Raw genomic sequence first — 21,660 nt, forward strand, 5'->3', positions numbered from 1 at the left:
GTTTCCCCACGCTTCCGGAGGCCACCATGCCGTCCCGCCGAACGCTCCGCAGACCGCTCACGCTCGCCTCGGCAGCCGCCGCGGCCCTCGCCGCCGGCCTGCTCGCCGTCCCGCAGTCCGCCGCGGCGGCCGACGCCAGGATCCACGACATCCAGGGCGGTACCCGAATATCCCCGCTGGCCGGGAAGCAGGTCGCCGGGGTGCCGGGCGTCGTCACCGCCGTACGGGCCTTCGGGTCCGCGCGCGGCTTCTGGTTCCAGGACCCGCAGCCGGACCGCGACCCGGCCACCAGCGAGGCCGTCTTCGTCTTCACCGGGAAGCAGACCCCCGAGGTCGCCGTGGGGGACGCGGTGGAGGTGACCGGCACGGTCAGCGAGTACTACCCCGGCGGCAAGGACGCCGGGCTGCAGTCCGTCACCGAGATCACTGGCGCGAAATGGACGGTGAGCTCGGCGAAGAATCGTCTCCCCGCGGCGTTCACGCTGACCCCCGGGTCCGTGCCGAATCGATACGCCCCGGACAACGGCGGCAAGGACATCGAGCCGCTGAAGCTGCGCCCCCGCAGCTACGCGCTGGACCGCTACGAGTCGCTGGAGGGCATGCGGGTCGCGGTCTCCGACGCGCCGGTCGTCGGCCCCACGAACACCCACAACGAGCTGTGGGTGACCGCCGAGTCCGGCCACAACCGCACCGCACGCGGCGGCACGCTGTATGGCTCGTACGCCGATCCGAACCCCGGCCGGATCAAGATCACCTCGCTGATCCCGTTCGCCGAGCGGCCCTTCCCGGTCGCCGACGTCGGCGACGCGCTGACCGGCACCACCGCCGGGCCGCTGGACTACGACAACTTCGGCGGCTACACGATCGAGGCGAGCGACCTGGGCACGCTCGCCGACCACGGGCCGGCCCGCGAGACCACCCGCAAGCAGTCGGCGGACGAGCTCTCGGTGGCCACCTACAACGTGGAGAACCTCTCGCCCAAGACCGCGCAGGCCAAGTTCGACCGGCTGGCCGAGGCGCTGGTGAAGAACCTCGCCTCGCCCGACGTCGTCGCCCTGGAGGAGGTGCAGGACGACAACGGGCCCACGAACGACTCGGTGGTGACCGCGGGCGCCACGCTCAAGAAGCTCACCGACGCCATCAAGAAGGCGGGCGGCCCCGCCTACGAGTGGCGGCAGATCGACCCGGCCGACGACCAGGACGGCGGCCAGCCCGGCGGCAACATCCGCGTCGCCTTCCTCTACAACCCCGAGCGGGTCTCCTTCACGGACACGCCCGGCGGCGACGCGACGACGCCGGTGAAGGTCGAGAAGAAGGACGGCCGCCCGGCGCTCTCCGCCTCCCCCGGCCGCATCGACCCGGCCAACGCGGCCTGGAAGGACAGCCGCAAGCCGCTCGCCGCCCAGTTCTCCTTCCAGGGCAAGCCGGTCTTCGTGGTCGCCAACCACTTCAACTCCAAGGGCGGCGACCAGGGCCTGGACAGCCGCTTCCAGCCGCCGGCCCGCACCTCCGAGGCCCAGCGCACCGCCCAGGCCGAGGCCGTGCACGGCTTCGTGTCGGACGTGCTCGCCGTCGACCGGAAGGCCGCCGTGATCGTCGCGGGCGACCTGAACGACTACCAGTTCTCCCCGGCGCTGAAGAAGCTCACCGCGGGCGGCGTCCTCACCGACCAGGTGAACCGGCTCCCGAAGGCCGAGCGCTACGGCTACGTCTACAACGGCAACTCCCAGGCGCTGGACCACGTGCTGACCAGCCCGGCGCTGTCCCGCGCCGACTACGACATCGTGCACCTCAACGCCGAGTTCGCCGACCAGGCCAGCGACCACGACCCGCAGGTGCTGCGCGTCAGGCCGTGAATCCGGGGTGCGGCGCGGGGGCCTCTCCCGCGCCGCCCTCGGGCCCCTGCTCCCGTATCGGCTCCCCCACCAGGTCGCGTGCCAGCAGCGTCGCGCCCGCCACCGCGCCCGGCATCAGGACCACGGCGACGAACGGCACGAGGAAGAGCAGCACGAGCGGGGTGCCGAAGCCGACGGCGAGCGCCTTGCGGCCGCGCAGCAGCCGCAGCCGCTCGCGCACCGGTATCCCGCGGCGCTGCAGGGCCACCGAGCTCAGCTCCAGGGTGAGGAAGAAGCCGGAGACGCAGAAGCCGATGGCCGGGATCACGGTCTGGCCGATGACCGGCACGAATCCCAGCAGGAAGAAGAGCAGCCCGAAGCCGGCCGCGCGCAGCAGGACGTACACGCTGTCCTTGAGCGCGATCCATATCTCCCGCCACAGCGAGAGGCCGGGCCCCTCCGGGCAGTCCCCCTCGGACTCCTCCACCTTCTCCGACAGCGACTCGTAGAACGGGTCGCCGACCAGCAGCGTGACGGCGGTGAAGGTCAGCACGGACAGCAGCAGGCCGCCCGCGACCAGCAGCGCGACGAACAGCCCGCGCAGCAGCCCCTGCCAGGGCGAGCCCCAGCCGTCGGCGAACGGCGTCGCCCAGGCCGCGAGGTCGTCCGCCCAGAAGAAGAAGCCGGTCAGCGCGACCGCGTACAGCACGAGCGTGAGCAGCGCGGGCAGCAGCCCGAACCCCCACCACCGGCCGTGCCGCGCGACCCAGCGCTGCCCCTTGCCCCAGTACCCCAGCCCCGCCACAAGATCACGCATACGGCAAGACTAGCGGGGACCACTGACAGCGCCGACGGCCCGTGCGATCCGGAGGTTCCGGATCGCACGGGCCGTCGGCCGGCGCACCGTACGCGTCAGTTGTGGTGCAGCACGTCGTTCAGGCCGCCCCACTCCGCGTTGTTCGGGCGGGCCTCCACCACGCCGGTGGTGGAGTTGCGGCGGAAGAGGATGTTGTCGGCGCCGGACAGCTCGGCGGCCTTGACGATCTGGCCGTCGGGCATGGTCACGCGGGTACCGGCGGTGATGTACAGGCCCGCCTCGACCACGCACTCGTCGCCCAGCGCGATGCCCACACCGGCCTCCGCGCCGACCAGGCTGCGCTCGCCGATGCGGATGCGCTCCTTGCCGCCGCCGGAGAGGGTGCCCATGGTGGAGGCGCCGCCGCCGATGTCGGAGCCGTTGCCGACCACGACGCCCTGGCTGATCCGGCCCTCGACCATGGAGGTGCCGAGCGTGCCGGCGTTGAAGTTGACGAAGCCCTCGTGCATGACGGTGGTGCCGGCCGCGAGGTGCGCGCCGAGGCGGACCCGGTCGGCGTCGGCGATGCGGACGCCCGCCGGGGCGACGTAGTCCGTCATCCGGGGGAACTTGTCGACGCCGTACACGGCGAGGTGCAGGCCCTCGGCGCGGGCGTTCAGCCGCACGGTCTCCAGCTGGTCGACGGCCACGGGGCCGAGCGAGGTCCAGGCGACGTTGGCCATCAGACCGAAGATGCCGTCCAGGCTCTGGACGTTCGGCTGCACCAGACGGTGGCTGAGCAGGTGGAGGCGCAGGTAGACGTCGTGCGTGTCCAGCGGCTTGTCGTCCAGGGAGGAGATGACCGTGCGCACGGCCACGATCTCCACGCCGCGGCGGGCGTCGGGGCCGAGCGCCTTGGGCGCGGCCTCGCCGAGCAGTTCGGCGGCGCGCTCGGCGGTCAGCCGCTCGGTACCGGCCGGGCCGGGCTCGGCGACGAGCTCGGGCGCCGGGAACCAGGTGTCCAGGACGGTGCCGTCGGCGGCGACGGTGGCGAGTCCGGCGGCGACGGCGCCGGTCGTACGGGAGGTAGCTTCGGTCATGCGGAAAACCTAACCGGCGGGCCCCCGGCCTGGCGAACCGGTCTCAGCGGTCAGACGTACGACCGCCCGGTACGGGCTCCTCGCCGACCACCCGCGCCACCTCGGCCCGTACCTCCGCGCGGTCGAACGGCCGGTCGGTGAGCAGCAGCTGCAGCAGCATCCCGTCGATCAGCGCGCCGAGCGTCCGCGCGGTGCCGGGGTCGGTGTACCGGCCGAGCACCTCCAGCGTGCCGTCCAGCCACTCGGCGGCCACCTCCTGGAGGGCTGGCCGCCGCAGCGCCGCGAGGTAGAGCTCGTACTCCATCCGCACCCTCCCGCGCCGGCTGTCGTCCATGTACGCCCGGAGCAGGTCCGCGATCCGGTCCGCGAGCGGCGCGTCCCGCTCCAGGTACTCCGTCCAGCTCTCCACCGCGGTCCCCGGCTCGCCGCAGACCTGCCGCAGCGCGGCCACCAGCAGGTCGTCCAGCGAGGCGAAGTGGTACGTCGTCGAGCCCAGCGGCACGTCCGCCGCCGCGGCGACCACGCGGTGGCTGAGCGCCCCGATGCCGCGCTCCTCGGCCACCCGGATCGCCGCGTCGATGATCCGCTGCCGCCGCTCGGGGTCGTACCGCCGCGGCATCAGTGCGCCCCGCCCAGATTCAGGACGACCACGCCGACGATGATCAGTACGATCCCGATCAGCCGCGCCGCGTTCGCCGCCTCCCCGAGGAACAGCATCCCGATCGCCGCGATCACGGCGGTCCCGGCCCCCGACCAGATGGCGTACGTGGTCCCCACGCTCATCGTCTTCAGCGTCTGCGCGAGCAGCACGAAGGCGATCAGGTACCCCGCCGCGGTGCCGAGCGAGGGCCACAGCTTCGTGAACCCGTCGCTGTACTTCATCGCCGTCGTGGCCAGCACCTCCACAAGGATTGCCGCGCCAAGCGTCACATAGGCCATACGTACGAGCGTACACAACGATGCGTACGGGCGTACACAACATGGTGCGCCGCACTGTCCGGCGCGGTCACTCCCATACCTGGACCAGGACCACCACCACCTGCGCGTCCTCGGCCATGGGCCGCACGAGGGCGATCCGGCCCCGGCGGGTGACCATGGCGACCCAGCGCTCCAAGGGCCGTACGGGCACGAGACAGAGAGCGGCCGGGAAGGCGGCCGCCAGCGCCTTCCTGACCACGGCCGCCTGCGGAGCCACGACGCCCGGCCCCAGGTCCACACAACGGCCGGTCGCGACCCTGATGCCGCTCGGGTACATGCGCAGGTCGTCGTCGACGGCGGTCGCCGACGGGGGTACCGAATCCAGGGAGAAGCCGCCTTCGCCACCCCTGTCGCTCTTGCGCAGCCGAATCTCGCCCCGCCAGCGCACATGTGGCGAGCGGCCGGCCGATATGCCCAGCATTCCTTCGGCCCTCCTGCTCTTCCTTGTTGCTTCAGCCGCGGAACGCGACACCGCAGTTCGCCGCCAGGTCGCCCGCGACCGAGCGCGCGAGGTCGCGGAACTCGGCGAGCAGGGAGGCTTCTTCCTCGTCCCCGTCCCGCTCGGCCCGGTTCCGCGCGCTCTCCAGCACGCCGGCACTGGCGGCGTAGCGCGAGCTCGCCGTGAGCAGCAGGCCCTCGGCCGCGTCCAGCCCCGCCAAGGTGAACAGCCCCCTCGCCGCGCTGCTGGACCAGGCGGCGGACGGCGCGTCGGCGGCGCTCAGCAGCCGTTCCAAGTACCTGCGGGCCACGGCCGGATCATTGCGCCGCACGGCGTCCAGGCCCTTCCGGTACGTCTTCTCTTCCCATCCGACCCGCTTGCCGCGAGCCGCCGCTCCTCGCCATGGATGCCACATGCCCAACCCCCTTCGCCCGGTCCGCCGTCCCGGAGCCGGTCCGGCCGGATCCCTACGTTCTGAGCGTGCGGCATATGGAGGCGGGGCGTCGATTACCGACCCCCCTCTACTCTTAAGCGGACGTTCCGCTTACCAGGGATCGACGGGCGGCCAGGGCAGGTCGCGCAGCGTTTCGCGGGTGACACCCAGGTGCTTGTAGATCTCCGTGAGGTGCTTGCTGACGGTGTGCGCGGTGATGTTCAGGCGGGTGGCAATGGCCCTGTTGGTCAGCCCGGCGGCGGCCAGGGCGCCCACCTCGACCTGCCGCTCGGTCAGCCCTTCCAGCCCGGGGCCGACCGGTGTCCGCTCCCGTCCGCCCGCCAGCCGCCGTGCGGCCAGCGCCCGTTCGGCGAGCCCCTCGGCGCCGACCTGGCACGCCACCGACCGTGCGGTGCGCAGCACCTCCCGGGCCTCGGTCGTCCGCCCTGTCCTGCGCAGCGCGTCCCCGTATTCGGTCAGGGCCCTGGCATAGGCGTACGCGTCGTCCGTGGACCGCAGCAGTTCGACGGCCTCCGCCAGCAGCGGCAGCCCGTCCGCGCCTCCTGCCACGATTCCGGCCGCGATCAGCGCCGTTCCGGTGGCCGTCGGGACACCGAACTCACGGGCGCGCTCCACCGCCTGCCAGGCATGTGCGCGGGCCGCCTCCCGGTCGCGTCCCCTCAGGGCCAGCGCGAGCAGCGGCTGCCACGGGCACCCCGCGGGGTTCTCCGCGTGCCGGGCGGTCTGCCGCTCGCGCACCGCGGTCAGCAGCGCCTCGGCCTCGGCGGTGCGGCCCTGCGCGATCCGCAGCTCCGCCAGCACGCAGCGCGGGGCGGGGAGTACGACCGCCGAGGGGAACGGCTCGGTGAACCGCTCGCGGGCGCTCAGCTCCGCCGCTTCCGCCGTTTTGCCGCGGGCCAGCAGCACGCTGATCGCGGTGCTCAGGGCGTACCACCGCGCATGTGTCATCGGGCGCAGCCCCGCGGCGATGTCCAGCGCGTGCTCGCTCTCGCTCTGGGCGGCGGCCAGCCGGCCGGTGTGCAGCAGGACCAGGGCGCGCGAGCTGCGGGCGAGGGCGAGGTGGCCGCCGGACCAGTTCCGGCCGCGCAGTTCGGCGATGCCGGCGTCGAGCATCTCCTCCGCGCGGCGGGTGCGGCCGCAGTACAGGTACACCAGCGCCGCCAGCACACCGCAGTCGAAGTCGCCGTCGTCACCGGTCCACACCAGGCCCACAGCCGTTCCCAGCCGTACGGCGCGCAGCGCGGTGGCGACCGGTTCGCCCCGCAGCGTGGCGTACCAGGCGCGGAGGATCAGCAGCCGGCGCGTCTCGGGCGTGCTGGTGGTGATCCGGTCGCACAGCCGGCGCAGCAGCCGGTGGCGGGGGCCGGCGTCCCCTTCCTCCTCCCAGAACGCGCTCCACAGGAAGCACTCGGCCATCAGCCGCTGCCGGCTGCTGCTGGGCCGTCCGGTCCTGCGGTACTCCTTCTCCAGCAGGCCGACGGCCTCGGCGAGCCGGTTCTCGTGGGCGAGCGCCTTGGCCAGCAGCCGGACGGCGGCTTCGTGCGGTCCGGTGTCGCCGAGCGCGGCCCGGAGGTGGACGGCCGACTGCTGTGGATCGATGGGGTAGGTGGCGACGCCGCGCTCGTAGTGGAGGTCGGCGAGGAGGCCGGACGGCGGGGGTTCGTCCTGGGCGCGGGCCAGCAGCCGGTCGGCGTCCTCGGGAGCGCCCGCGGCCAGGCTCCGGGCGGCGGCGGCGCGCAGCTGCTCGACGGCCCAGGGATCGCCGTCCGGCGGAGCGGCCATGACGTGCACGGCGGCCACCTCGGGGCCGTGTCCGGCATCGGTGAGCAGGCGGGCGGCCCGGGCGTGCAGCCCACCGCGCTCGCCACTGGGAATCGCGTCGTAGACGGCCTTGGCGTAGAGCGGGTGGTCGAACTGCACCCGCTCGGGGTCCAGGACCATGGCGTCGCGCAGCCGGTCCAGGCTCTGGGCGGCCCTGGCCGGGGGGAGCCCTGCCAGGCGTCCGGCCGTGCTGAGGGTGGCGTTCGGGCCCAGTACCGCCACTGCCTGCGCCATCCGGAGGTGCGCCGGGCCGAGCCGGCCGAGCCGCGGCAGCAGCCCCTGCCCGATCCCGGTCATCGCGTACTGGTCGATCAGGCCGGCGGCGCTCGCGGTGGGCCGCACTCCCTCCGCCGCCGCCCTGCGCAGGGTGTCGACGACGCTGAGCGGCACGCCCCCCGTGGCCCGGTACAGCGCGCTGCTGAACGCGGCGTCGGGCTCTTCGCCCAACAGCGTGCCGGCCAGCGCGCGGACGGCGGGGAACGCGAGCGGACGCAGTTCCCTGTGCACGGTGCCCGGCAGGGTGGCCAGTTCCCCGAGCGAGCGCTCGGTGGGCGAGGGTTCCTCGGGGCTGCACGCCAGGACGGCGAGTACCGGCGCCGTCGGCTGCTGTCTGAGGAGCCGGTGCAGCCAGTCGACGGAATTCCGGTCGGCCCAGTGCGCGTCGTCCAGCAGCAGGACGAGCGGGCCGCGCAGATACGCCACGCGGCTGCTGAGGGCGTCGAGCGCGTCGAAGGCGTCCGCGCGTTCCAGGGCGGGCAGGATGCTGTTCACGCCGCGGTCGACCAGCCGGCCCTGCGTCTCCAGCCCCAGCACGCTGCGTTCCAGCGGCTGGAGCAGCAGGGGGCGCGCCTCGGCGAGGAACCACTGCCGTGCCATGAGGTAGGCCCGGCCGGCGTGCGGGAAGCCGCACGCATCGAGGTGGGTGAGGCCCAGTTCCCGGGCCTCCTGCCGGACCATCTCCAGCAGGGTGCTCTTGCCGAGCCCCAGCCTGCCGGCGAAGAGCAGCGGTCCGTGCCGCGCGCTGGGAGCGGCCGCGAAGGCCGTGAGGGTGTCGTGAATCGTCCGTTGCTCGGCCCGGCGGTCCAGTAGCAGGGTCTGGGCAGTGGCACCGCTCCGGCCGACGTCGTCAGCCGTCATCGTCGCGCCGTCCTCGTCCCCGGAAAAGCCGATGGGGCACTACTCAGCGTAGTACCCCATCGGTTGGTTGTGTGCGGCTCGGCGGCCGGGAAACGTCAGACGTTGAACCCCAGCGCCCGCAGCTGCTCACGGCCGTCGTCGGTGATCTTGTCCGGGCCCCACGGGGGCATCCAGACCCAGTTGATCCGCAGTTCGTTGACGATGCCGTCCGTGGCGGACTTCGCCTGGTCCTCGATGACGTCGGTCAGCGGGCAGGCCGCCGAGGTGAGCGTCATGTCGATGGTGGCGATGTTGGCGTCGTCGATGTGGATGCCGTAGATCAGGCCGAGGTTGACGACGTCGATGCCCAGCTCGGGGTCGACGACGTCGTACAGGGCCTCGCGGACCTCTTCTTCGGAGGCCGGCTTGAGGGCCGCGGCGGGCGCCTCAACGGTCTCCGCGGCGCTTGCGTTCTCGGTCATGCGGTCTTCGCCTCCTCGGAGAGGGCTTTGGCGGTCGCGTCCTTCCACGCCATCCAGCTCAGGAGGGCGCACTTGACGCGGGCGGGGTACTTCGAGACGCCGGCGAACGCGACGGCGTCCTCCAGCACCTCCTCCATGGCGTCGTCGGGCTCGATCTGGCCCTTGGACTGCATCAGCTCCAGGAAGGTCTCCTGGATCCGCTGCGCCTCGCCGAGCTCCTTGCCGACCAGGAGTTCATTGAGGACGGACGCGCTGGCCTGGCTGATGGAGCAGCCCTGGCCCTCGTACGACACGTCTTCAATGGTCGCGCCGTCCAGGCGGACGCGCAGGGTGATCTCGTCGCCACAGGTCGGGTTGACGTGGTGCACCTCGGCGTCGCCGTCCCGCAAGCCCCGGCCGTGCGGGTGCTTGTAGTGGTCCAGGATGACGTCCTGGTACATGGAATCCAGCTTCACGGGTCAGTCAGTCCTCGTCCTCATCCGAAGAAATTACGGACGTGCTCCAGGCCGGCGACCAGTGCGTCGACCTCGGCCGGGGTGGAGTACAGATAGAACGACGCTCGTGTCGTCGCAGGAATTCCGTACCGCAGGCAGACCGGGCGGGCGCAGTGGTGGCCGACGCGGACCGCGATGCCCTCCTCGTCGAGCACCTGCCCCACGTCGTGCGGGTGGATGTCGCCGAGCGTGAAGGAGATCGCGGCGCCGCGGTCCTCGGCCGTGGTGGGGCCGATGATCCGCAGGTCGGGGACCTCCAGCAGCCGCTTGACGGCGTACTCGGTGAGCGCGTGCTCGTGCTCGGCGATCCGCTCCATGCCGATGGAGTTGAGGTAGTCCACCGCCGCGCCGAGGCCGACGGCCTGGGCGATCGGGGGCGTACCGGCCTCGAACTTGTGCGGCGCCGGGGCGTAGGTGGAGGAGCTCATCGAGACGGTCTCGATCATCTCGCCGCCACCGAGGAACGGCGGCAGGTCCTCCAGCAGCTCCTGGCGGCCCCACAGGACGCCGATGCCGGTCGGGCCGCACATCTTGTGGCCCGTGAAGGCCACGAAGTCGGCCTGCAGCGCCTGGACGTCCAGCGGCATGTGCGGCGCGGCCTGCGAGGCGTCGAAGACGACGAGCGCGCCGACGTCCTGCGCCTTGCGGACGATCGCCTCGACCGGGTTGACCGTGCCCATCAGGTTGGAGACCAGGGTCAGGGAGACGACCTTGGTCTTCTCCGTGATGAGCTCGTCGATGTTGGAGAGGTCGAGCCGGCCGTCCTCGGTCAGCCCGAACCACTTCAGCTTCGCGCCCGTGCGCTGCGAGAGCAGCTGCCACGGCACGATGTTGGAGTGGTGCTCCATCTCCGTGATGACGATGTCGGTCTCGTGGTCCACGCGGTAGGGCTCGTCGGCCCAGCCCAGCATGTTCGCGACGAGGTTGAGCGACTCCGAGGCGTTCTTGGTGAAGATCACCTCGTCCCGGCTCGGTGCGTTGATGAACTCGGCGACCTTGTCGCGAGCACCTTCGTACAGCGCCGTGGCCTCCTCGGCGAGCACGTGCACGCCTCGGTGGACATTGGCGTTGTAGCGTTCGTAGTACTCGCTCAGCACGTCGATGACCTGGCTGGGCGTCTGCGAGGTCGCGGCGCTGTCCAGGTAGACGAGCTTCTTCCCCTCGTGGACCTCGCGGCCCAGAATCGGGAAGTCCTTACGGATCGCCTCTGTGTCGAGGAGGCCCGGCAGCTGTGTCACGCGGTAGCGCCACCCTTCACGTATGCCTCGTAGCCCTCGGCCTCCAGCTTGTCCGCCAGCTCCGGGCCGCCGGACTCGGCGATCCGGCCGTTGGCGAAGACGTGGACGTGGTCGGGCTTGATGTAGCGGAGAATCCGCGTGTAGTGGGTGATCAGCAGGGTGCCGACCTCACCGGACTCGCGGACGCGGTTGACGCCCTCGGAGACGATGCGCAGCGCGTCGACGTCCAGGCCGGAGTCGGTCTCGTCGAGGATCGCGATCTTCGGCTTGAGCAGCTCCAGCTGGAGGATCTCGTGGCGCTTCTTCTCACCGCCGGAGAAGCCCTCGTTGACGTTGCGCTCGGCGAACGCCGGGTCCATGTTGAGGCGCTGCATGGCCTCCTTGACCTCCTTGACCCACAGCCGCAGCTTGGGGGCCTCGCCGCGGATGGCGGTGGCGGAGGTGCGCAGGAAGTTGGAGACGGAGACGCCGGGGACCTCGACCGGGTACTGCATGGCGAGGAAGACGCCGGCGCGGGCGCGCTCGTCGACGGACATCTCCAGGACGTCCTCGCCGTCGAGGGTGACGGTGCCGCCGGTGATCGTGTACTTGGGGTGACCCGCGAGGGAGTACGCGAGGGTGGACTTGCCGGAGCCGTTGGGGCCCATGATGGCGTGCGTCTCGCCCTGCTTCACGGTCAGGTCGACGCCCTTCAGGATCTCGCGCGGGCCGTTCTCGGCCTCGACGGAGACGTGCAGGTCGTGAATCTCAAGCGTTGCCATGGGGAACTCAGGACTCCTGGGTGACGGAGACGAGCACGTCGTCCCCTTCGATCTTTACGGGGTATACGGGGACGGGCTGCGTCGCGGGAAGGCCGGACGGCTTGCCGGTGCGGAGGTCGAAGCTGGAGCCGTGCAGCCAGCACTCGATGGAGCAGTCCTCCACCTCGCCCTCCGAGAGGGAGACGTTCGCGTGCGAGCAGATGTCGTTGATCGCGAACACCTCGCCCTCGGTGCGGACGACCGAGACCGGGGTGCCGTCGAGCTCGACCCGCTTGGGGGTGTCCTCTTCGAGCTCGCTCAGCCCACAGGCTCGTACGAAGGCGGCGGTCATGCTACGGACGCCTCCAGCTCGGCATCGATCTTGGCGAGGAGGCGCTCCTCGACGTCCGGCAGGCCGATCTGCTGGACCAGCTCGGCGAAGAAGCCGCGGACCACCAGGCGACGGGCCTCGTCGGCGGGGATGCCGCGGGCCATCAGGTAGAACAGCTGCTCGTCGTCGAAGCGGCCGGTCGCCGAGGCGTGGCCGGCGCCGACGATCTCGCCGGTCTCGATCTCCAGGTTCGGCACCGAGTCCACCCGCGCGCCGTCGGTGAGGACGAGGTTGCGGTTGAGCTCGTAGGTGTCCGTGCCGGTGGCGGCGGCGCGGATGAGGACGTCGCCGATCCAGACGGCGTGCGCGTCCTGGCCCTGGAGGGCGCCCTTGTAGACGACGTTGGAGCGGCAGTTGGCCGCCTCGTGGTCGACGAAGAGGCGGTGCTCCTGGTGCTGACCGTTGTCGGTGAAGTACAGGCCGTAGAACTCGGCCTCACCGCCGGGGCCCGCGTACGTCACGAGGGGGTTCAGCCGGACCAGGTCGCCGCCGAAGGTGACGACCACGGACTTGAAGGACGCGTCCCGGCCGACCAGGGCGTTGTGCTGACCCGCGTGGACCGCGCTGTCGTCCCAGTCCTGGACGGAGACGACGGTCAGCTTGGCGCCGTCGCCGAGGAGGTAGTCGACGTTGGCGGCGAGCGTGGCGTCACCGGTGTGGTCGATGACGACGACGGCCTCGGCGAAGGCACCCAGCTCGATGACCTGGTGGCCGTAGGCGACCCCGCCCTCGCCGCGGACGGCGATGCGGATGGGCTCGCTGAGCACGGTCTCCTTGGGCACGGAGACCACGGAGGCCTTCTCGAAGGAGCTGTACGCCTGCGCGGCGACCCGGTCGATGGGCTTGCCGGCCTTGCCGACCCGCGCGTCGTCGCGGCCCGCGGTCTCGACCGTCACGCCCTCCGGCGCGTCGATCTCGACCGTGACGCCGCCGGTGGCGGTGGCGGTGCCGTCGTGGAGGCCCTTCAGGCGCTCCAGCGGCGTGAAGCGCCACTCCTCCTCGCGGCCGTGCGGCACGGGGAAGTCCGCCACGTCGTAGGACGGCGGGGCGCTCATCCGGGTGGCGACGGTGGACTCCGCGGCCACCGCGATCGAGCCGGCGGTGGCGGAGCCCGCCGGGAAGTTCTGAGCCTCAGCCATGGCTGTCGTAGTGCTCACTTTCTGGGTCAAGAATTGTGCTGCGGACGGAAGGGGCCGGGCGCTCCCGGCCCCCGGGACGGTCGGTCAGCCGACCGAACCCTCCATCTGCAGCTCGATCAGCCGGTTGAGCTCCAGCGCGTACTCCATGGGCAGCTCACGGGCGATCGGCTCGACGAAGCCGCGCACGATCATCGCCATGGCCTCGTCCTCGGAGAGGCCGCGCGCCATCAGGTAGAAGAGCTGGTCGTCGCTGACCTTGGAGACGGTCGCCTCGTGGCCCATGGACACGTCGTCCTCGCGGACGTCCACGTAGGGGTAGGTGTCCGAGCGGGAGATGGTGTCCACCAGCAGGGCGTCGCACAGCACGTTGGACTTGGAGCCCGCCGCGCCCTCGCCGATCTCGACCAGGCCGCGGTAGGAGGTCCGGCCGCCGCCTCGCGCCACCGACTTGGAGACGATGTTGGAGGAGGTGTTCGGCGCCATGTGGACCATCTTGGAACCGGCGTCCTGGTGCTGGCCCTCGCCCGCGAAGGCGATGGACAGGGTCTCGCCCTTGGCGTGCTCGCCCATCAGGTAGACGGCCGGGTACTTCATCGTCACCTTGGAGCCGAGGTTGCCGTCGACCCACTCCATGGTCGCGCCCTCGTAGGCCACGGCACGCTTGGTGACCAGGTTGTAGACGTTGTTCGACCAGTTCTGGATCGTCGTGTAGCGGCAGCGGCCGCCCTTCTTCACGATGATCTCCACGACGGCCGAGTGCAGCGAGTCCGACTTGTAGATCGGCGCCGTGCAGCCCTCGACGTAGTGGACGTAGGCGTCCTCGTCGACGATGATCAGCGTCCGCTCGAACTGGCCCATGTTCTCGGTGTTGATCCGGAAGTAGGCCTGCAGCGGGATGTCGACGTGCACGCCCGGGGGCACGTAGATGAACGAGCCGCCGGACCACACCGCGGTGTTCAGCGAGGCGAACTTGTTGTCGCCCGCCGGGATCACCGTGCCGAAGTACTCCTTGAAGAGCTCCGGGTGCTCCTTGAGCGCGGTGTCGGTGTCCAGGAACAGGACGCCCTGCTCCTCCAGGTCCTCACGGATCTGGTGGTAGACGACCTCGGACTCGTACTGCGCGGCGACACCGGCGACCAGGCGCTGCTTCTCCGCCTCCGGGATGCCGAGCTTGTCGTAGGTGTTCTTGATGTCCTCCGGCAGCTCCTCCCAGCTGGCAGCCTGCTGCTCGGTGGAGCGGACGAAGTACTTGATGTTGTCGAAGTCGATGCCGGAGAGGTCCGAGCCCCAGTTCGGCATGGGCTTCTTGCCGAAGAGCTTCAGGCCCTTCAGGCGGAGCTTGAGCATCCACTCCGGCTCGTTCTTCTTCGCCGAGATGTCGCGGACGACCTCCTCGGAGAGGCCGCGCTTGGCGGCAGCGCCGGCGACGTCGGAGTCGGCCCAGCCGTATTCGTAGTTGCCCAGACCCTCGAGCTCGGGGTGAGCAGTCTCCGTGGGGAGCGTCATGCGGGGTTCCTCCCGGCCGTGCTTGCAGATGCTGTGGTGGTCTTTGTGGTGCGGTGGTCGGCCTTGCCGGTGGCCTTCGCAGCCCCGGGAGGGCCCTGGGCCTTGGGGGTGCCCTGGGCGGTCGCCTTGGGTACGAAGGTCGTGCAGACACCGTCGCCGTGGGCGATGGTGGCAAGTCGCTGCACGTGGGTCCCGAGCAGGCGCGAGAAGACCTCGGTCTCCGCCTCGCACAGCTGAGGGAACTGCTCGGCCACATGGGCGACCGGGCAGTGGTGCTGGCAGAGCTGTTCACCTTGCTGCAGGTGGGGGGCGCTGCGCGCCGTAGCAGCGTACCCGTCGGCCGTCAATGCCTTCGCCAGGGCCTGCGTGCGCTCCTCGGGGGACGCGGCCTCGATCGCCGAGCGGTACTCCGCCGCCTGGGCCTCCAGCCGGGCGCGGGCGAACTCCGCGACCGCGGCCTCGCCGCGCTCGCCGCCGCCCGCGGCCTGCGCGATCCAGCGCAGGGCGTCGGAGGCCAGGCTGTCGTACGCCTGGTCGAAGGCGTCCCGCCCGCAGTCGGTCAGCGCGAACGCCTTGGCGGGGCGGCCCCGGGAGCGCGTGCCGTACACCCGCTTCTCGCGGGGCTCGACGACACCCTCGGCCGCGAGGGCGTCGAGGTGGCGGCGGACGGCGGCCTGGGTCAGCTCCAGCCGGAGCGCCAGCTCGGCGGCGGTGGAGGGGCCGTGGTCCAGGATGGAGCGCGCCACGCGGTTCCGCGTGCCGTGCGCCTCGTCCTGGGCGGTGACCTGCGCAGAGGCGGAGGTCACCGGCCCGGCGGCCGAAGTGGCCGCGGGGTCCTGTCGATCCTCGCTCGCGTATTTCACAACGACATTGTTGCGTAATTCTTCAGACCAGGACAACCCTCGCCGGGAAGCGGGCGTGGTGGCCTCTATCACTTAGGGGAACCTAAGTGCAAGGTCGTCGCGCGCCGGGTACGCGCCGGGTACACGGGAGCCCCCGTGGGAGCCGAGGGGTGCCCCTTCGTAGACTGCCGGTCATGCGCAGCACCTCCCCGGGGGACGTTCCCCGGACCCCCGGGCGCGAGCCCGCCGTCGAGGTCACGGGCCTGGTCAAGCGGTACGGGACCAAGACGGCCGTGGACGGGCTCGACCTCACTGTCGCCCGCGGCACCGTCACCGCCGTCCTCGGCCCGAACGGCGCCGGCAAGACCACCACCGTCGAGACCTGCGAGGGCTACCGCCGCGCCGACGCGGGCACCGTCCGCGTCCTCGGCCTGGACCCCGTCGCCGACGCCGCCGCGCTGCGCCCCCGTATCGGCGTGATGCTGCAGTCCGGCGGCGTGTACGCGGGCGCCCGCGCCGAGGAGATGCTGCGGCACACCGCGTCCCTGCACGCCCACCCGGTCGACGTGGACGTCCTGATCGAGCGGCTGGGCCTGGGCTCCTGCGGCCGGACGACCTACCGGCGGCTCTCCGGCGGCCAGCAGCAGCGCCTGGCGCTCGCCATGGCCGTCGTCGGCCGCCCCGAGCTGGTCTTCCTGGACGAGCCGACCGCGGGCCTGGACCCGCAGGCCCGCCGCGCCACCTGGGACCTCGTGCGCGAGCTGCGCACGGACGGCGTCGGTGTGGTGCTGACCACGCACTTCATGGACGAGGCCGAGCAGCTCGCCGACGACGTCGCGATCATCGACGGGGGCCGGGTCATCGCCCAGGGGAGCCCCGAGTCGCTGTGCAAGGGGGGCGCGGAGAACACCCTGCGCTTCACCGGGCGGCCGGGCCTGGACCTCGCCTCGCTCCTGAAGGCACTGCCGGCCGACTGCGCGGCGGCCGAGCTGACGCCCGGCGCGTACCGGGTCAGCGGCACGATCGACCCGCAGCTGCTGGCCACCGTCACCTCCTGGTGCGCCCAGAACGGCGTCATGCCCGACCGCATAGCGGTCGAGCGGCACACCCTGGAGGACGTATTTCTTGAGCTGACCGGCAAGGAGCTGCGCGCGTGAAGCAGGGCCACACATTCTTCGGCCGGGGGTCCGGGGGTTGTCCCCCGGGAGGGCACAGCCTGGAGCTCACGGGTAAGGAGCTGCGCGCATGAGTACGACCACGGGTGTGTTCACCCCGAAGCCGGGCGCGGCGCCGCTGCCCCGGATGATCCGCGCGCAGGCCCTCCTCGAAACGAAGATGCTGCTGCGCAATGGTGAGCAGCTGCTGCTGACCGTCGTCATCCCGACGCTGCTGCTGGTGCTGTTCTCCGCCGTCGACATCGTCGCTGTGCCCACTGATACAGCGGGGGGCTCCGGCAAGGCCGTGGACTTCCTGGCCCCCGGCATCCTCGCGCTCGCCGTGATGTCCACCGCCTTCACCGGGCAGGCCATCGCCACCGGGTTCGAGCGGCGGTACGGAGTGCTCAAGCGGCTCGGCGCCTCGCCGCTCCCCCGCTGGGCGCTGATGGCCGCCAAGACCTGCTCCGTGCTGGTCACGGAGGTCCTGCAGATCGTCCTGCTGACCGTGGTCGCCTTCGCGCTCGGCTGGTCCCCGCACGGCAACCCCGTATGGGTCGTGCTGCTGCTGATCCTCGGTACCGCGGCCTTCTCCGGGCTCGGCCTCCTCATGGCCGGCACGCTCAAGGCCGAGGCCACGCTCGCCGCGGCCAATCTGGTCTTCCTGCTCCTGCTGGTCGGCGGCGGCGTCATCGTCCCGCTGGAGAAGTTCCCCGGCGCCCTGCAGTCCGTACTGCAGCTGCTGCCGATCTCGGCGCTCTCGGACGGGCTGCGCGACGTCCTCCAGCACGGCGCGGGCCTCCCCTGGGCGGACCTCGGCATCCTCGCCGTCTGGACGGTGGTCGGACTGGGCGCGGCGGCGCGGTTCTTCCGCTGGGAGTGAGCGGGCCTCGACTCCCCCCCGGACCCCTCGTGAAAATCCGCACAAGCCTCCGCATAGCATGACCCCGTGCCGAATTCGCTGAATCCCCTGGAGCAGATCGCCCGTCGCTGGCAGCCGTCGGCCGCCTTCGTGCGACGTGCCGCGCTCGCCACGGTCGTCATGGCCATCATCATCGTCGTGACCGGCGGCGCGGTCCGGCTCACCCAGTCGGGCCTGGGCTGCTCCACGTGGCCCCAGTGCACCCCCGGCAGCCTCACGCCGACCCACGAGATGGGCATCAACGCCCTCATCGAGTTCGGCAACCGCCTGCTCACCTACGTGCTGTGCGCGGTCGTCGGCCTCTTCATCATCGCCGCCCGCGCCCGGCACCCCCGGCGCCGCTCGCTCACCCGGCTCGGCTGGGCGCAGTTCTGGGTGGTCATGGGCAACGCCGTGGTCGGCGGCATCACCGTGCTGACCGGCCTGAACCCGTACATCGTCAGCGCGCACTTCCTGGTGTCCTCGGCGCTGCTCACGGTGGCGGTGATCTCCTGGCGGCGGGCCTCCGAGGGGGACGACGCGCCGCGCGACCTGGTCGCCCGGCCGGTCCGCCAGCTGTCCTGGCTGCTGGTGCTGGCCACCGCCGCGCTGACCGTGATCGGCACGGTCGTCACGGGTGCGGGCCCGCACGCCGGCGACGCGCGCAAGGTGCACCGCATCCCGCTGGACTGGCAGGAGATCACCCAGCTGCACGTGGACTTCGTGTACATCGTGATCGGCCTGAGCGTCGCCCTGTGGTTCACGCTGCGTGCCGTGAAGGCCCCGGCCGCGCCCCGCCGCGCGGTGCTGGAGCTCTTCGGCTGCCTCGCCTTCCAGGGCGTCATCGGCTACGTGCAGTACTTCACCCACCTGCCGGAGCTGGTCGTGGGCATCCACATGCTCGGCTCGACGCTGGTGTGGATCTGCGTGCTGCGGGTCTTCCTCTCGCTGCGCGAGCGCGGCCCGCTGGCGGCCGTTCCGGCCCCGGCCGGGGACCAGGAGCCCGTCGGTGCCGCCAAGGCCGCCACGGCGGCCTGAGACGCCTTCCAGCGCCCTTCGCAAAAGCCCGCCGGCCACGGTCCGAGGACCGTGGCCGGCGGGCTTTTGCACATGAGGCGGTCCCCGCCGTCAGTCGTTGGACGGTCCGCCCACCTGGAGGCCGGCCATCCGCGACCATTCGTAGCGGCCGGTGCGCACCTTGGCGGCCAGCTCGCCGTCGAAGTCGTCGTGCAGGGTGATGCCCGCCTTCTCGGCGCCCTTCTTGGCGGCTTCGTACGAGCGGGCGACGAGGTTGCCCCACTCACCGTTGGCGCCGACCAGGGCGACCCGCGTCCGCCCCCGGCCTATGTGGGCCAGCTGGCCCTCGGCGCTGCCGCCGTGGCTCCTGGCGAAAGCCTGCATCTCCCGGGCGAGCTTGGCGGCCTGCTTCTCGGAGCGCTTGTCCAGCCGCTCGTCCGCCTGCGTGGTCTCTGACATGGCCGCATGCTACCGATCAGTAAACGCGCCACGAAAGAAGGCCGCCGTGACTTCCCGTATGGGATCGGTCACGACGGCCTCAGGGGCGCGGCGCGTGTCAGCGCAGGAAGGGATCGACCGCGACGGCCACGAAGAGCAGCGACACGTAGGTGATCGACCAGTGGAAGAGCCGCATCTCCTTGAGCTTGGCGCCGGTGATCTCGGCCTTGGCGCGGGTCTGCAGGGCGTGCGCCTCCTTCAGCCAGAAGGCACCGCACAGGACGGCCACGACCGTGTAGAACCAACCCGTGTAGCCCAGCGGCTGCAGCAGCAGCGACACGCCGACCATCACCCAGCTGTAGAGCACGATCTGCTTGGCCACGGCCTTGTTGCCCGCGATGACCGGCAGCATCGGCACGCCGGCCCGCTCGTAGTCGTCCTTGACCTTCATCGACAGCGGCCAGTAGTGCGGCGGCGTCCAGAAGAAGATCACCAGGAAGAGGATGACCGCGGCCCAGGAGACGTTGTTCGCGACCGAGGACCAGCCGATGAGGACCGGCAGGCAGCCGGCGATGCCGCCCCAGACGATGTTCTGGGCCGTGCGCCGCTTGAGCCACATGGTGTAGACGAGCACGTAGAACAGCAGTGCGCCCAACGACAGCGCCGCCGACAGGGGGTTGACGAGGAACCAGAACCACGCCGTGGAGCCGACGGCGAGCGCGGTGGCGAACACCAGGCACTCGCGCGGCGAGACCATTCCGGTGACCAGCGGCCGCTGCGACGTGCGGTCCATCATGGCGTCGATGTCGCGGTCGATGTACATGTTGAAGGCGGCGGCGCCGCCCGCCGACATGTAACCGCCGAGGCAGGTGGCGAGCACCAGCCACAGGTCCGGGACTCCGCCGGCCGCCAGGAACATCACCGGCACGGTCGTCATCAGCAGCAGCTCGATGACGCGCGGCTTGGTCAGCGCCACGAATGCCATGACCCGGGCCCCGAACGGCCGGTTCACGGGACCCGGGCTTTCCGGGCTCCGAGAGAGCGCCCCCGCAGGACGGGATTCGACGGCCGTCACGCACACCCCTGGAAGTAACTTCTGCGGCTGACGCCGCGGAGATAAAGGCCAGCAAGCACATTCGGGCCGTGAAGGCCCGGTGAAGACTTGCGCGTACCACGCCACTCTAGACGTTGGGGATAGCGCGATCTTCGCGGGGGTGGGTTCGTGTTGGCGCGGCACCGGCCGGAAGGAATCACACCCGAGTGCCCGGACACGCGGACGTTCAGCGGGCGAAAGGGGGCACCGGACGGCAGTCTGAACCCAGCGCCGACACCCGGTGTCTCCTGGGCGTTCACCTGCTCATTCGGGCGCTCGTTCGGGGTCCTGAAAACTCATGTGTTGCAGGTGACGGCAAGCGGGGTTCCGGCGGAAAAATGCGGCTCCCGCGAAGGTAGGCTCGACAACGTCCGAGGGCATTTCCGACCCCCGGCATTCGACATGTGGAGAGGAGCCCTGACCCAGGGTGAGCACCAAGCCGACCACCACAGGTCTTGAGTGGACCGATCTGGACCAGCGGGCCGTCGATACCGTCCGCGTTCTGGCCATGGATTCCGTGCAGAAGGTCGGTAACGGCCACCCGGGCACGGCCATGAGCCTCGCTCCTGCCGCGTACACCCTTTTCCAGAAGGTCATGCGGCACGACCCAGCCGATGCGGACTGGACCGGTCGTGACCGGTTCGTGCTGTCCGCCGGCCACTCGTCCCTGACCCTCTACATCCAGCTCTACCTGGCCGGTTTCGGCCTGGAGCTGGAGGACTTGATGGCCTTCCGCACCTGGGGTTCCAAGACCCCGGGGCACCCGGAGTACGGCCACACCGTGGGTGTCGAGACCACCACCGGCCCGCTGGGCCAGGGCGTGGCCAATGCAGTGGGCATGGCGATGGCCGCCCGGTACGAGCGCGGCCTGTTCGACCCGGACGCCGCCCCCGGCACCTCGCCGTTCGACCATCACATCTACGCCATCGCCGGTGACGGCTGCCTGCAGGAGGGCATCTCCGCCGAGGCGTCGTCCATGGCCGGGCACCAGAAGCTCGGCAACCTGATCATGCTGTGGGACGACAACCACATCTCGATCGAGGGCGACACCGAGACCGCCATCTCCGAGGACACCGTCAAGCGGTACGAGGCGTACGGCTGGCACGTCCAGCGCGTGGCGCCCAAGGAGAACGGCGACCTCGACCCCGAGGCGCTGTACGCGGCGATCCAGGCGGCCAAGGCCGAGACCGAGCGCCCGTCCTTCATCGCGATGCGTTCGATCATCGCCTGGCCGGCCCCCACCGCCCAGAACACCGAGGCCGCGCACGGCTCGGCGCTCGGCGGCGAGGAGGTCGCGGCCACCAAGCGCGTCCTCGGCTTCGACCCCGAGAAGGACTTCGAGGTCGCCGACGACGTCCTGTCGCACACCCGTGCGCTGCAGGACCGCGCCCGTGACGCCAAGGCCGCGTGGGAGAAGTCCTTCGGCGAGTGGCGGACCGCCAACCCCGAGCACGCGGAGCGGTTCGAGCGCATCCGCGCCGGCGAGCTGCCGGCCGGCTGGGAGGAGCAGCTGCCCTGCTTCGAGACCGGCAAGGCGGTGGCCACCCGTGCCGCTTCCGGCAAGGTCCTGCAGGCGCTGGGCGGCGTGATCCCCGAGCTGTGGGGCGGCTCCGCCGACCTCGCCGGCTCGAACAACACCACCATCGACAAGAACTCCTCGTTCCTGCCGGTGGGCAACCCGCTGCC

The 21,660-nt window shown here is 71.1% G+C and carries 22 protein-coding genes; 5 read left to right on the plus strand and 17 right to left on the minus strand.

Translation table 11 applies throughout. The features are described from left to right. Window positions 1–26: 26 nt before the first annotated feature. On the plus strand, window positions 27–1,856 hold the full coding sequence (locus ACZ4MH_RS29685) for an endonuclease/exonuclease/phosphatase family protein (protein ID WP_351587681.1): 1,830 nt from the start codon (window positions 27–29) through the stop codon (window positions 1,854–1,856). Here the strand turns inward: ACZ4MH_RS29685 and ACZ4MH_RS29690 are convergent. The 15 genes from ACZ4MH_RS29690 to ACZ4MH_RS29760 all read right to left on the minus strand — a co-directional run bounded on the left by ACZ4MH_RS29690 (window position 1,846) and on the right by ACZ4MH_RS29760 (window position 15,392). Further along, window positions 1,846–2,652: an EI24 domain-containing protein gene (locus ACZ4MH_RS29690; protein WP_351587678.1), complete on the minus strand. Its 807-nt coding sequence runs from the start codon at window positions 2,650–2,652 to the stop codon at window positions 1,846–1,848. The genes ACZ4MH_RS29685 and ACZ4MH_RS29690 overlap by 11 nt on opposite strands. A 95-nt stretch (window positions 2,653–2,747) precedes the next feature. Then, a complete protein-coding gene (dapD, locus tag ACZ4MH_RS29695) occupies window positions 2,748–3,731 on the minus strand; it encodes a 2,3,4,5-tetrahydropyridine-2,6-dicarboxylate N-succinyltransferase (protein ID WP_351587676.1) in 984 nt (327 codons plus the stop codon). Window positions 3,732–3,774: 43 nt separating this feature from the next. Continuing rightward, window positions 3,775–4,350, minus strand: a complete 576-nt coding sequence (locus ACZ4MH_RS29700; RefSeq protein ID WP_351587673.1) for a TetR/AcrR family transcriptional regulator — start codon at window positions 4,348–4,350, stop codon at window positions 3,775–3,777. Continuing rightward, window positions 4,350–4,670, minus strand: coding sequence for a DMT family transporter (locus ACZ4MH_RS29705; protein WP_351587670.1), 321 nt, complete (start codon window positions 4,668–4,670; stop codon window positions 4,350–4,352). Before ACZ4MH_RS29705 ends, ACZ4MH_RS29700 begins: the two co-directional genes overlap by 1 nt. A 67-nt stretch (window positions 4,671–4,737) precedes the next feature. Continuing rightward, window positions 4,738–5,130 carry a hypothetical protein gene (locus ACZ4MH_RS29710; RefSeq protein ID WP_351587667.1) on the minus strand — a complete coding sequence of 131 codons (393 nt, stop codon included), beginning with the start codon at window positions 5,128–5,130 and terminating at the stop codon, window positions 4,738–4,740. A gap of 31 nt (window positions 5,131–5,161) precedes the next feature. Then, a complete protein-coding gene (locus tag ACZ4MH_RS29715; RefSeq protein ID WP_351587664.1) occupies window positions 5,162–5,563 on the minus strand; it encodes a hypothetical protein in 402 nt (133 codons plus the stop codon). A gap of 129 nt (window positions 5,564–5,692) precedes the next feature. Next, window positions 5,693–8,560, minus strand: coding sequence for an ATP-binding protein (locus ACZ4MH_RS29720; protein WP_351587662.1), 2,868 nt, complete (start codon window positions 8,558–8,560; stop codon window positions 5,693–5,695). A 95-nt stretch (window positions 8,561–8,655) separates the two neighbouring features. After that, window positions 8,656–9,021, minus strand: coding sequence for a metal-sulfur cluster assembly factor (locus tag ACZ4MH_RS29725; protein WP_351587659.1), 366 nt, complete (start codon window positions 9,019–9,021; stop codon window positions 8,656–8,658). After that, window positions 9,018–9,476: a Fe-S cluster assembly sulfur transfer protein SufU gene (gene sufU / locus ACZ4MH_RS29730; protein ID WP_031065219.1), complete on the minus strand. Its 459-nt coding sequence runs from the start codon at window positions 9,474–9,476 to the stop codon at window positions 9,018–9,020. The genes ACZ4MH_RS29725 and sufU overlap by 4 nt, the downstream gene beginning before the upstream one ends. A gap of 20 nt (window positions 9,477–9,496) precedes the next feature. Further along, on the minus strand, window positions 9,497–10,753 hold the full coding sequence (locus ACZ4MH_RS29735; protein WP_351587656.1) for a cysteine desulfurase: 1,257 nt from the start codon (window positions 10,751–10,753) through the stop codon (window positions 9,497–9,499). Further along, the gene (sufC, locus tag ACZ4MH_RS29740) at window positions 10,750–11,514 is read right to left on the minus strand and encodes a Fe-S cluster assembly ATPase SufC (protein ID WP_351587653.1); all 765 of its coding nucleotides are present in this window, start codon (window positions 11,512–11,514) and stop codon (window positions 10,750–10,752) included. Before sufC ends, ACZ4MH_RS29735 begins: the two co-directional genes overlap by 4 nt. Window positions 11,515–11,521: 7 nt before the next feature. Then, window positions 11,522–11,845, minus strand: coding sequence for a bifunctional 3-phenylpropionate/cinnamic acid dioxygenase ferredoxin subunit (locus ACZ4MH_RS29745; protein ID WP_351587650.1), 324 nt, complete (start codon window positions 11,843–11,845; stop codon window positions 11,522–11,524). Then, window positions 11,842–13,023 (minus strand): Fe-S cluster assembly protein SufD, encoded by a 1,182-nt coding sequence (gene sufD / locus ACZ4MH_RS29750; protein WP_351587647.1) that lies wholly within the window; start codon window positions 13,021–13,023, stop codon window positions 11,842–11,844. The genes ACZ4MH_RS29745 and sufD overlap by 4 nt, the downstream gene beginning before the upstream one ends. An 84-nt stretch (window positions 13,024–13,107) precedes the next feature. Then, a complete protein-coding gene (gene sufB, locus ACZ4MH_RS29755; protein WP_351587645.1) occupies window positions 13,108–14,529 on the minus strand; it encodes a Fe-S cluster assembly protein SufB in 1,422 nt (473 codons plus the stop codon). Continuing rightward, window positions 14,526–15,392 carry a helix-turn-helix transcriptional regulator gene (locus tag ACZ4MH_RS29760; RefSeq protein ID WP_351587643.1) on the minus strand — a complete coding sequence of 289 codons (867 nt, stop codon included), beginning with the start codon at window positions 15,390–15,392 and terminating at the stop codon, window positions 14,526–14,528. The genes sufB and ACZ4MH_RS29760 overlap by 4 nt, the downstream gene beginning before the upstream one ends. 173 nt (window positions 15,393–15,565) lie before the next feature. Between ACZ4MH_RS29760 and ACZ4MH_RS29765 the strand changes: the two genes are divergently transcribed. The 3 genes from ACZ4MH_RS29765 to ACZ4MH_RS29775 all read left to right on the plus strand — a co-directional run bounded on the left by ACZ4MH_RS29765 (window position 15,566) and on the right by ACZ4MH_RS29775 (window position 18,464). After that, window positions 15,566–16,528 (plus strand): ABC transporter ATP-binding protein, encoded by a 963-nt coding sequence (locus ACZ4MH_RS29765; RefSeq protein WP_351587641.1) that lies wholly within the window; start codon window positions 15,566–15,568, stop codon window positions 16,526–16,528. 88 nt (window positions 16,529–16,616) lie between these two features. Then, window positions 16,617–17,408, plus strand: a complete 792-nt coding sequence (locus ACZ4MH_RS29770; RefSeq protein WP_351587638.1) for an ABC transporter permease — start codon at window positions 16,617–16,619, stop codon at window positions 17,406–17,408. A 66-nt stretch (window positions 17,409–17,474) separates the two neighbouring features. After that, window positions 17,475–18,464 carry a COX15/CtaA family protein gene (locus tag ACZ4MH_RS29775; RefSeq protein WP_351587636.1) on the plus strand — a complete coding sequence of 330 codons (990 nt, stop codon included), beginning with the start codon at window positions 17,475–17,477 and terminating at the stop codon, window positions 18,462–18,464. Between the two features lie 90 nt (window positions 18,465–18,554). On the opposite strand, the gene ACZ4MH_RS29780 is transcribed toward ACZ4MH_RS29775, so the two are convergent. Together ACZ4MH_RS29780 and ACZ4MH_RS29785 are read right to left on the minus strand one after the other, a co-directional pair. Further along, window positions 18,555–18,902: a type 1 periplasmic-binding domain-containing protein gene (locus ACZ4MH_RS29780; RefSeq protein ID WP_031065238.1), complete on the minus strand. Its 348-nt coding sequence runs from the start codon at window positions 18,900–18,902 to the stop codon at window positions 18,555–18,557. A gap of 97 nt (window positions 18,903–18,999) precedes the next feature. Beyond that, complete coding sequence (locus ACZ4MH_RS29785; RefSeq protein WP_467754772.1) at window positions 19,000–19,962, minus strand: heme o synthase; 963 nt, start codon at window positions 19,960–19,962, stop codon at window positions 19,000–19,002. 439 nt (window positions 19,963–20,401) lie between these two features. On the opposite strand from ACZ4MH_RS29785, the gene ACZ4MH_RS29790 reads away from it, so the two are divergent. Then, on the plus strand, window positions 20,402–21,660 hold a 1,259-nt coding region (locus ACZ4MH_RS29790; RefSeq protein WP_467754773.1), incomplete at its 3' end, for a thiamine pyrophosphate-dependent enzyme.

It is taken from the genome of Streptomyces sp. NPDC026301 (assembly GCF_055567935.1).